This window comes from uncultured Fretibacterium sp. (assembly GCF_963544685.1).
Lineage (GTDB): Bacteria > Synergistota > Synergistia > Synergistales > Aminobacteriaceae > CAJPSE01.
The window spans coordinates 1-10,649 of the sequence record NZ_CAUUGJ010000083.1 but is presented as its reverse complement, the minus strand read 5'-3'; the positions used below and the strand labels follow the sequence as shown (position 1 = coordinate 10,649).

Below are 10,649 nucleotides of genomic sequence, written 5' to 3'. Positions count from 1 at the left end.
CGCCCCCGGCATTTGTTGCTAAATCAACTTTATTCCATCCGATACATGTGCGTTGGGCTTCGAAACCTACGGTCCCCCAGGGGAACCTCTCTTCCCCTCTTCGAGGGGAATTCACCTTTTCCGAAACCTGTCGCCCCCTAAGCAGACGACCAGCACTGATGAGACCCCTAAACGACTCACTCAACTCGTTGCACTCGTTGGTTCGCTGCTTATCCGGGGCTGTTAAGCCCCGGATGCTGTGTCGATCGCTTATGTCGATACGCGGCACCGTTGCCGCGTTATCGACGCAAGCAGACGACCAGCTCTGATGAGGCCCCTAAGCGGCCAACACGCCCCACCTCCAGATGTCCTGTGGAAGGCGTCCGCTCGCTTACCGGCGGGGGCTCATTCCTCGTAGCGCCCCCGGTGCCGGACCACGCGGGCCATATCGCGCTTCGCATCCCGGTCCGCCAGGGCGTCGCGCTTGTCGTAGGAGGTCTTTCCCTTCGCCAGGGCAAGCTCCACCTTCGCCCTTCGCCCGTCCTTTATGTAGACCGAAAGGGGAACCAGAGTCAACCCCTTCTCCCGCACCTTGCTTCCCAGACGGACGAGCTCCTGCCGGCCGACCAGCAGCTTGCGGTCCCGCTCCGGCTCGTGGTTGTAATAGCTCCCCTTCTCGTAAGGCGAGACGTGCATGCCCATCAGCCAGAGCTCGCCCTTCTCGATCGAAGCGTAGGAGTCCTTCAGGTTCAGGTTGCCCGCCCTGACGCTCTTGATCTCGGTACCCGTCAGGACGATGCCGCACTCCAGGGAATCGATGATGAAATAATCGTGCCGTGCCTTGCGATTTTGAGCTACAATTTTATTGGGCATATTCCTCATCATCTCCCCCGGAGCATTTCATTATATCAGATTTTTGTCCGTTGTAAACAATCTCAAGAAAGCCTAGAGGTACACCCGTGGGACCCGCCGCGAAAGGGCCAGGGGGATCTCGTAGGGGATCGTCTCGCGGAGTTCGGCAACCTCCTGCACGGTGATCTCGGCCTCGCCCTGACGGCCGATCAGGACGACCTCGTCCCCCAGTTCCACATGGTCCAGGTCCGTGACGTCCACCATCATCTGATCCATGCAGATCGAACCCACCGCGGGACATCTCCGGCCGCGGATCAGGACGGAGGTCTTCCCGGAGAGGGTCCGGCTCCATCCGTCGGCGTAGCCCACCGGGACGATGGCGATGCGCTCGCGTCCTCTCGTGATGTAGCGCAGTCCATAGCCGATGCCGCTGGAGGGCGCTGCGTCGTGAAGGGAGACGACCGCGCTCTTGAATGCGAAGGTGGGGCGGAGCGTCACCGCCTCGGGAAGCCGCTTGACGGGCGAGACGCCGTAGAGTATGATTCCGGGCCGGACGGCGTCGAGGTACTTGTCGGGATGGCTCAGGATGCCCGCGCTGTTGCAGGCGTGACGCATGCGTAGGGTCCGCCCCTTATCCTCCAGGAGCGACAGAGCCCTCCCGAGCCGCTCGAACTGCATGTCGGTGTAATCGCGCCTCTCCTCGTCGGCGACGGCGAAATGGGTGAACGCCCCCTCGACGTCCAGCCCCGGAAGGGAGAACAGCTCTTCCGCGGCCCGTCCCATGTCCTCGGGCAGGAAACCCAGCCTCCCCATGCCCGTGTTCACCTTGATGTGCACCTTCGCCCTCCTGCCCCTCGAGGCCGCCTCACGGCTCAGCTCCCGGGCAAAAGAGAGCTCCGCGCAGGTGCAGGTCAGGCCATACTCGACGACCGCCTTGGCGGAGCTCTCGGGTTCCTGTCCCAGGATCAGGATGTCCTCCGTTATCCCAGCCTCGCGGAGCTCGAGGGCCTCGCACAGGCGGGCGACGGCGAAGTGCCCGCACCCGAGCTCGCGATAGATCCCGGCGGCCCTCACGGCTCCATGGCCGTAGGCGTCGGCCTTGATCACCGCGAGGATGTCCCGCTTCCGCCCGACGAGGAAACGGACGACCTCGAAGTTGTGACGGAGGGCATCCGCAAAGACCTCCATGCGCGTTGGTGAGCCCGAAGACAAAGCAGCCACGTAAATCGCCTCCCTGAAACTTATGCGACCCGGGAGAGCGCGGAACGCTCTCCCGGGTCGAAAAGACCCCTCCAGTCTATTATAGCTTCCCGTTCTTCCTCTCGAGGTCGAAATCCTTGACGATCGTGCGCAGAACGCCCGACAGGAGCAGGAGCCCCAGGAGGTTGGGAATGGCCATCAGCCCGTTCAGGGTGTCGGCCAGGTCCCACAGTTCCGTCAGGAACGACTGAGCCCCCGTCCCCAGGATCTGCCCTCCCGCGGCGCCGAGCAGGATCAGTGCGATCCAGGAGACCTTCATGACGGGCTTGAACCAGATGCCGAAGAGGTAGGTCGCCGCGGTCTCGGCGTACCAGTACCACCCCAGGATGGTCGTAAAGGCGAAGAGCGCAAGGCCGGCCGAAAGCACATACTTCCCGATGAGTGGCCCCAGGCCGACTTCGAAGGCGTAGAGCGTCAGCTGGGCCCCCGTAAGGTTCGCCTGTCCCGTGAGGCTCTCCGTCGTCATAATGACCAGCGCCGTCATGGAACAGATCACGATCGTGTCCATGAAGACCTCGAAGATGCCGTAAAGCCCCTGACGCACGGGGTGGTCGATGTTGGCCGTTGCGTGCACCATGGGGGCGGAGCCCATCCCGGCCTCGTTGGAGAACACGCCGCGGGCGATGCCCTTGGTGACGGCCAGCTTCACGGACCAGCCGGCCAGGGCGCCCGGCAGCGCCATGGGATCATTGAAGGCATACTTCAGGGTGGATGAGATGGCCTCCGGGATGTGCTGCGCGTTCTTTCCCAGCACGAGGATGGAGCATATGACGAAGAAGACGGCCATGAAGGGGACCAGGTAGGTGGTCACGGTGGAGAGGCTCCTCAGGCCCCCGATGATGACCAGAGCGACCAGGACAGCCAGCACAATGCCGCTGTAAAGCGGATCGACCCCAAAACCCAGCGAGAGCCCCTCGGCCGTGGAGTTGGCCTGGACCGCCGCGCCGATGCCGAAGGAGGCCAGGAAGGCGAACAGGGCGAAGATAACCGCGAGCCACTTCTGCCCCGTCCCGTGCTCGAGGATGTACATCGTCCCGCCGCGCCAGTCGCCGTGCTCGTCCCTCTTGCGGAAATGGACGGCCAGGGTCACCTCGGAGAATTTGGTGCACATGCCGAAGAACGCCGATACCAGCATCCAGAACAGGGCTCCGGGCCCCCCCAGGTGGAGCGCGGTGGCTACGCCGGCGATGTTGCCCGTCCCCACGGTAGCGGCCATCGCCGTCGCCAGAGCCGCGAAGGAGGAGATGGACTTGTCCCCCTCGGTCCTCTGAACTGCCTTCTTCCTCCCGAACACCTCTTTCAGTGAGAGGAAAAAATAGCGCAGCTGGGGCATCCCCAGAATGATCGTCAGGTATACGCCCGTCCCCACCAGAAGACAGAGCATGGGGGTCCCCCAGACGAACCCGTTGACGATGCTGTTGCAGTCCATGATCCTTTTCATCAATGTTGCAGGTTCCGCCATGACATTTTCCCCTCTCTCCCACTGCAGTCCGATCCAGGAATATGTTTTGGTCCTACAAGACGTCATAATAAGAAATTCGAGTGCTCCGCCGCAGCCGTACCCCCCCTTCGTCAGGGCTGAAATTTCTAAAAATAAACAAGAGAAAAACAGCAGTGAAGTTATTATAGCATCTCGGGATTCATGCCGTTGCCGTGGAATTGTCAGGGGAACATCAAAGAGAGCGGAGGATCGGAGCGTTCTCCGCCAGGGACCGACGAAGGTCCAGGATGCGCTGGTTCCTGGAGCCCCTGCAGGGCAGACCCAGGCTCCGCTGGGCGATGAGGAAGGGCCCGTCCACGAGGACGTCCGAGGCGTCCAGCAGCCGACGCCAGCCCGGCCGCTCGTCCCGGTGCGCCAGCAGGAACTCGAAGGTGTAGCCGCTCCAGGTCATCACGTCGTACCCGCGCGCCTGCGCCCCCTCGGCCAGCTCCGCGAGGGGCTCCGCCTGCTCGAAGGGCTCGCCGCCGCTCAGGCTCAGGCCGTCCAGCAGCGGGTTTTCCTCCATCCGCGCCAAAAGCGACCCCACCTCCACCCAGAACCCGCCCTCGTAGGCGTGGGTCTGCGGGTTGTGGCAGCCGGGGCATCGGTGCGGACAGCCCTGCACGAACACCGTAAAACGGATGCCGGGCCCGTCCACGAACGACTCCTCAACGACGCCCGCGACCCGGAGACGCATTAAAGTGCCTCAGGGGGCTTTGCCCCCTGAACCCCCAGCAGGGGAACAAGTCCCCCTGCACCCCTCCTCGTATCGTCGTGGACAGGGGGGCGGCAGCTCCCCTGCCCACGACGATAAAAGGGATCCAAGGGAGCTTGCTCCCTTGGCGGGGTTCGGGGCGGAGCCCCGAGAGGGGTTTCAGTGCGATCCGGTGTGGTGCACACGGTCGTGTTCCTCGGCCTTCTTGGCGTCGTTGAACCGGTCGAGCGTCCCCACCAGGTAGCCCGTGATCCTGCGGATGCGCTCGAACCGCACCCCGCCCTCCGAGCGGCCGCATCCGGGGCAGACGTCGTCGATGACGCCCGTGTACCCGCAGACGGGGTCGCGGTCCAGCGGGTGGTTGATGGCCCCGTACCCGATCCCCGCCTCCTTCATGGCGCGCACGACCTTCTCGAACGCGTCCAGGTTCCGGGACGGGTCGCCGTCCATCTCGATATAGGTGATGTGTCCCGCGTTCGTCAGCTCGTGGTAGGGCGCCTCCAGGCGGATCTTGTCGAGCGCGCGGATATTGTGGTGCACGGGGACGTGGAAGCTGTTGGTGTAGTAGTCGCGGTCGGTGATCCCCTCGATCGGCCCGAAGCGCTTCCGGTCCATCCGGACGAACCGGCCGGACAGGCCCTCGGCCGGCGTCGCCAGCAGGGTGAAGTTCAGCCCGTGTTTCCGCGCGGCCTCGTCCATGCGCGAGCGCATGTGCCCGACGATCTCCAGCCCCAGGGCCTGGGACGCCTCGCTCTCGCCGTGGTGTTTTCCGGTGAGGGCCTTGAGGCACTCCGCCAGGCCGATGAACCCCAGGGACAGCGAGCCGTGCCGGAGCACCTCGCGCACCTCGTCGTTCCAGCCCAGTTTCTCCGAGTCCATCCAGACCCCCTGTCCCATCAGGAACGGGAAGTTCTTGACCTTCTTCCTGGACTGGATCTCCAGGCGGTCCAGGAGCTGGCGGATCACCAGGTCGATTTTTTCGTCCAGCATACGGAAGAACCCGGCCCGGTCCCGCCTGCTCAGGAGCCCCAGCCTCGGCAGGTTGACGCTGGTGAAGCTCAGGTTCCCGCGGCCCGTCACGATCTGACGGCCGGGGTCGGCGACGTTGCCGATGACGCGCGTTCGGCACCCCATGTAGGCGATCTCGGTATCGGGCTCCCCCGGACGGTAGTATTGGAGGTTGAAGGGCGCGTCGATGAAGGCGAAGTTCGGGAAGAGCCGCCTGGCGCTCACGCGGCAGGCCAGCCGGAAGAGGTCGTAGTTGGGGTCGCCCGGCGCGTAGTTCACGCCCTCCTTGACCTTGAAGATGCTCACGGGAAAGATGGGGGTCTCGCCGTGTCCCAGCCCCGCCTCCGTGGCGAGCAGGAGGTTCTTCACGACGCTGCGCCCCTCGGGAGACGTGTCCGTCCCGTAGTTGAGCGAGCTGAAGGGCACCTGGGCCCCGGCGCGGCTGTGCATGGTGTTCAGGTTGTGGACCAGGGCCTCCATGGCCTGATAGGTCTCCCGGTCCGTCTCGCGCTCCGCCTCGCTCAGGGCCAGGGCCTGTGCCCGCGCGGCGGGACCGTCCCCGAACCGCCGCTCCAAGCGAGAGCGTTCCATGGCCTGGAAGGGTTCCGGGTTCCCCAGGCGGATCGTCCCGTCCGGGGCGCCGCGCAGCTCCTCGTGCAGGGCCTCGACCCACTCGGCGGCGTCGTCCGCGTCGGGCAGCATCCCGAGGGCCTTGGCCAGGTTCTTCCGGTAGAGGCCCTTGAAGGTCCTGGCGACGTAGGGGGCCAGGGCGAAGTCGAACATGGGGATGCTCTGCCCGCCGTGCTGGTCGTTCTGGTTGGACTGGAGCGCGATGCAGGCCAGGGCCGCCGCGCTGCGGATGCCCGCCGGCTCGCGCAGCGTGCCGTGCCCCGTGCCGAACCCGCCCTTGAAGAGCTTTTTGATGTCGATCTGGCAGCAGGTCGTCGTCAGGGTCAGGAAATCCATGTCGTGGATGTGGATGTCGCCGTTTCGGTGCGCCTCCGCGTGTTCGGGGCGCAGGACGAAGATCTCGTTGAAGTACTTCGCCCCCTCGGACCCGTAGCGGAGCATCGTCCCCATGGCGGTGTCGCCGTCGATGTTGGCGTTCTCGCGCTTCAGGTCGTTGTCCTGCGCCTCGCGGAAGGTCAGGTCCTCGTAGATGTTCATCAGGCGGCTCTTCATCTCGCGCGCCTGGCTGCGGCGGGCGCGGTAGAGGATGTAGGCCTTGGCCGCGCGCCCGTGCCCGGAGTCGATGAGGACGTTCTCCACGATGTCCTGGATCTCCTCCACCTGGGGGACGCACCCCGCGAGCTCCTTTTCCATACGCTCCGCGACCTGTTCCGTCAGGGCGAGCGCCGTATCCTGCCTGGCCGCCTCCCCCGTGTCCTCCGCGACCGCGGCCAGGGCCTTCAGAATGGCCCCGGCGATCTTCTCCGCATTGAACGGCACCTCACGGCCGTCCCGTTTTCGGATCTTTACGAACATGAAAGCCTCCCGATTTCTCCATGACATTTCCGCGTCCGCAGTCCGTGCGAAAAGCCCGGCCGGCCCGACAAAAAACGCTCCTCCACGTCCAGGGTGGAGGAGCGCCCGCTGACACGAAAAAAAGGCATGAAAAGCCGGCACGCCCTCCCTATCGTCCGTAGGGGGTTGACGTCTGCGGCCCAGGCAGGTCTTCTGACTCGGGATCGTCGACGTGAAAAAGCGTTCCCCCGGTCTTCCCGGATCGATCCAGTGACCTTCGGGGCCGTCTCCCCCTCACAGCGGCGGGACCGTGCAGGATTTTCGCCTGCTTCCCTCTTCGCCGGCATACGCGCCGGCACCTGCGCCTCGAGTATTCGGTTGTGCCGTTGCTCTCGGTTTCCGGAAGCCGCGTCCCGATCTCCCGGTCGCGGCAGGTTCATTATACCTCAGGTCCTGCCGGGTCCACGATGCCTCCGGGTATCCAAGAGCGGGGCAGGCCCCCGCTGTGCTGAGAAGTTGTTGGGCCGCTACTCCTCGGGCACCAGCTCCGTGGTATTGCGCCGGGATGGGGCGATCAGGCAGAAGAGAAGGAAGGCAGCCAAGCTCAGTACGAGGGCTACGAGGATCGGCTCATCCATGAGCCTCAGGACGACAGGGTTGCTGAACCCCTTTTGGGTGAGGAAATCCAGGACCAGGTCCTTCCGATGTTCCATCAGGAGGACGGTCGCGCTTCCCACGATCAGGGAGGCGACGGCTCCCGCCTCGGAGGCGCGTTTCCAGTACAGGCCGAAAACATAGGGGAAGAAGGAGCCCGCGGCCCGAAGCGTGAAGGAGAACATCAGAAGGGTGATGATGTTGCCAACATTGAAATAGGCGACGGCCCCGGCTAGTAGCCCGATGATCACCATGGTGACGCGGGTGACTTTCAGCACTCGGGTGCTGGATGCGGCGGGGTGGATAAACGTCTTGTAAAGGTCGTTGCCGAAGATGGACCCCGCGCCCAGAAGGTCGGAATCCGCGCTGGACATGGTGGCAGAGAGGATCCCCGAGAAGAGCAGTCCCACGATGACCGCGGGCATGGTGGCCATGGCCAAGTGCGGCAGGGCGTACTTGGGCCCCTCGCTCAGGATGAGGCCGGAATCTATTTTGTTCATGTTGAGCAGAGCCAAGGTGATGATGCCCAGCAGAGTTGGGATAAAGGCGTAGACGAAATTGACGACTGCGGCGATGATGGAGCCCTGCCGTGCGGCCCGCCCGTCCCGGGCCGCGTAGTAGCGGGAAACAGCCTCCTGTCCCACGGTGAAGGAGGCGATGTACATGATCACGAGCGCCGCGATCTTATAGGGACCGATCCCCTTGAAGAGGCCGAAAGTCCCATCCGGGACGTTGGCGACGACATTATCCATTCCCCCGGCCATGCCGAGCGCGTAGGGCAGGGCCGCGGCCATTCCGAAGAGGATCAGGAAGACCTGCACGAAATCGGTCAGGGTGACGCTCCAGAGCCCGCCCATGACCGAGTAGACGGTGACGACCAAGGTGACGGCGAGCACCGCCATCCGGTAGTCGAGCCCAAGCATGACAGAGACGACGGTGGAGGATGCGATGAACTGCGCCGCCGTCAGGCCAATCAGAGGCAGGATCATGACGATGGCCGTGATGGCGCCGGAGAACGGCCCGTATCGTCTGCGGAAGTACTCTGGAACGGTCTTGACCTCGGCAGTCCGGAACTTGTGGGCGAAGAAGGTTAGAATGACGAAGGCGATGCCCATCGCGGTGACGTACCACGACGCGCTCAGCCCCCAGGCCCCGAATCCCTTTTCGACGACGCCTAGGGAGCTTCCTCCGCCGATCTCCGTTGCGGCCAAGGTACCGGCCATCAACAGGGGGCCGAGCCTGCGCCCGGCAACCATGAAGTCCTCATTAGAGGCGATCCGTGTCGAGGACCACCAGCCGATGAGCAACATCAGCAGCATGTAGCCGGCTACGATCAGAATTACCGTGTTCTGCATGCGAATTCCTCCTTACCTGCTATGCCGAACGGCGAAGAGACGAACGGAACGTTCAAGACGAAATATCGGCACCCGGTTCCATTATCGTGGGCGCCGAAGGTTTTTTCAAGCGTCCCGGTCTCCGGATAGAAAGGGACGAAAAGAGAGCGGAAGAAAAATGGAGGGAAAATCTATAAAGTGTTTGAATCTCGAAAGAAACGTCGAAGCCGCCGCTTGAGGAACACGGACGAGCCGGCCACGGCACAGAAGAAGAGAACGGCGAAGGCCAGCCCGGAATCCACGGAAAATAAAAGGAAAAACAATCCCAATATCGGAAGGCCGAAGTGCAGGACCCTCGTATCGTTCCGCCCGAACATTCCGTAGTACCCCCTTCTTCAATTAGTTTGTCGATACAAACTTAATTTCGGAAATAATCTACCGCAATCCCGGGCGCCTGTCAATCCCTCCCTTTGGGAGGGGGGAGCGCCGTCCTCGGATCGGATCCGCTCAGAGCTGCGGACGGCAGACCCTCCGATAGTCCTCCGGGGTGTCCAGGTCGTCGAAGAAGCCGTCCTCCCCCTCCACCGTCAGCACCTCCGGCATGAATCGCGCCATCGCGTCCCGACCGCCCCGATCCCCGGATGCGGATCTCAGGCGGTCGCGCCAGAGCCCTTCCATAAAAATGGGGTGTCCGAAACGCCCCTCCCGATAGGGGGCCAGGGCTGTGTACCCGGCGGGGCGGCGCTCGAAGGCCGCTCGCAGCCGCGCCATATCGTGCGCCTGTGCCGTCGGCAGGTCCCCGAGCATCAGGCAGAAGGGGCCCTCCCGTTGGGCAGCGGGCTCCGCCCTGCCCAACGCGTCGAGGGCGATCGCGAGCGAGGAGGCGTAGCCCCGTTCTGGGGCCGGATTGATCAGCACCGTCACGTCTTCACCAAGGGGCCGGAGCCCTTGGAGCGTCGCCTCGGAGAGGACGCAGAGGATCGGAATCAGCCCGGCGGCGCGCAGGTTTCCGATGACGGCCTCCAGGACCGTTCCGGCCCCGAACGGAAGCAGCAGCTTCTGCGTCCCCATGCGGCGCGACAGCCCTGCGGCGGGAAGCAGGGCGATCATCGGCCCCGTCTCGGCATCAGGACGGCCTCGACGCGCAGCTCGTGCAGGGAGCCCAGGATCAAAAGGTCCCAGGAGCCCAGCAGCCGAGCGGTACGGGGCAGAAAATCCCGTGTCAGGGCGTCGAGTCGGGCGGGGGGCAGCAGGTCGGAGCGGTTCAGAAAGACGATCCTCCTGCCCGCAGGGGGCGCGTTCTTCAGGTATCCGTGGGGGGACTCCAGCAGGGCCGCCAGCCGGTCGGGGGTCAGGGCGTCCCCGGGCCGGAACCCGAAACGCTCCGTCATCAGCGCCATGCGGTGGACGCAGTCCTCCGTCAGGGGTTCGCCCAGCCGGTCCGCGCCGAGCACGGCGCAGAGCAGCGTCGTCTGGGACGGGATCGGCGGCTCCCAATCGGCCCAGGCCTTCAGAGGCTTGTGCCGTGCCCCGTCCGCCTCGCAGATCAGGAAATCGGCCGCCTTGTCGCTCCAGAGGCGATCGATCGCCTCGGGGGGAAGGCCCTCCAGCTTCTCCCGATCCCCGTCCCTCACGTGCCTTTGGGCCGCCAGCAGCGGGGAATGGAGCCGAAGCGCAGCACGGATGCGCTCCGTATCCTCCTCCGGCCCCTCATATCCTCCCAGGAGGAGCAGGGGCAGATCGTTGGGGGCCACCTTCGTCGTCGTGGTCAGGAGGGTCGTGCCGCTGCGGGACAGAAACCTGCCCAGCGCCCGGAGCAGCGTCGTCTTTCCACCCCCGCCCACGAGGCTGACCAGCTCCTGTCTCTTATACACATCTGACGCTGCCGACGACTAGTCGAGTG

8 protein-coding genes and 1 riboswitch are annotated in these 10,649 nt (G+C 64.2%); all 8 genes read right to left on the bottom strand.

Translation table 11 applies throughout. The annotated features are described in order from the left end of the window. Positions 1 to 384 precede the first annotated feature (384 nt). The 8 genes from smpB to yqeC all read right to left on the bottom strand — a co-directional run bounded on the left by smpB (position 385) and on the right by yqeC (position 10,620). Positions 385 to 852 (bottom strand): SsrA-binding protein SmpB, encoded by a 468-nt coding sequence (smpB, locus tag ABLA28_RS08370; protein WP_347713265.1) that lies wholly within the window; start codon positions 850 to 852, stop codon positions 385 to 387. A gap of 72 nt (positions 853 to 924) precedes the next feature. Then, positions 925 to 2,052, bottom strand: coding sequence for an alanine racemase (alr, locus tag ABLA28_RS08365; RefSeq protein ID WP_347713264.1), 1,128 nt, complete (start codon positions 2,050 to 2,052; stop codon positions 925 to 927). 79 nt (positions 2,053 to 2,131) lie between these two features. Further along, positions 2,132 to 3,532 carry a sodium:alanine symporter family protein gene (locus tag ABLA28_RS08360; protein ID WP_347713266.1) on the bottom strand — a complete coding sequence of 467 codons (1,401 nt, stop codon included), beginning with the start codon at positions 3,530 to 3,532 and terminating at the stop codon, positions 2,132 to 2,134. Between the two features lie 232 nt (positions 3,533 to 3,764). Further along, positions 3,765 to 4,268 (bottom strand): 4Fe-4S cluster-binding domain-containing protein, encoded by a 504-nt coding sequence (locus tag ABLA28_RS08355; RefSeq protein ID WP_347713263.1) that lies wholly within the window; start codon positions 4,266 to 4,268, stop codon positions 3,765 to 3,767. A gap of 177 nt (positions 4,269 to 4,445) precedes the next feature. After that, positions 4,446 to 6,779, bottom strand: coding sequence for an anaerobic ribonucleoside triphosphate reductase (locus tag ABLA28_RS08350; RefSeq protein WP_347713262.1), 2,334 nt, complete (start codon positions 6,777 to 6,779; stop codon positions 4,446 to 4,448). Positions 6,780 to 6,943: 164 nt separating this feature from the next. Beyond that, a riboswitch (cobalamin riboswitch) is annotated at positions 6,944 to 7,136 on the bottom strand. Positions 7,137 to 7,285: 149 nt separating this feature from the next. Further along, a complete protein-coding gene (locus ABLA28_RS08345) occupies positions 7,286 to 8,767 on the bottom strand; it encodes a sodium:solute symporter family protein (RefSeq protein WP_314718648.1) in 1,482 nt (493 codons plus the stop codon). A 486-nt stretch (positions 8,768 to 9,253) separates the two neighbouring features. Beyond that, the gene (locus ABLA28_RS08340; RefSeq protein ID WP_347713261.1) at positions 9,254 to 9,856 is read right to left on the bottom strand and encodes a nucleotidyltransferase family protein; all 603 of its coding nucleotides are present in this window, start codon (positions 9,854 to 9,856) and stop codon (positions 9,254 to 9,256) included. After that, positions 9,853 to 10,620 carry a selenium cofactor biosynthesis protein YqeC gene (yqeC, locus tag ABLA28_RS08335; RefSeq protein WP_347713260.1) on the bottom strand — a complete coding sequence of 256 codons (768 nt, stop codon included), beginning with the start codon at positions 10,618 to 10,620 and terminating at the stop codon, positions 9,853 to 9,855. The genes ABLA28_RS08340 and yqeC overlap by 4 nt, the downstream gene beginning before the upstream one ends. Positions 10,621 to 10,649 lie beyond the last annotated feature (29 nt).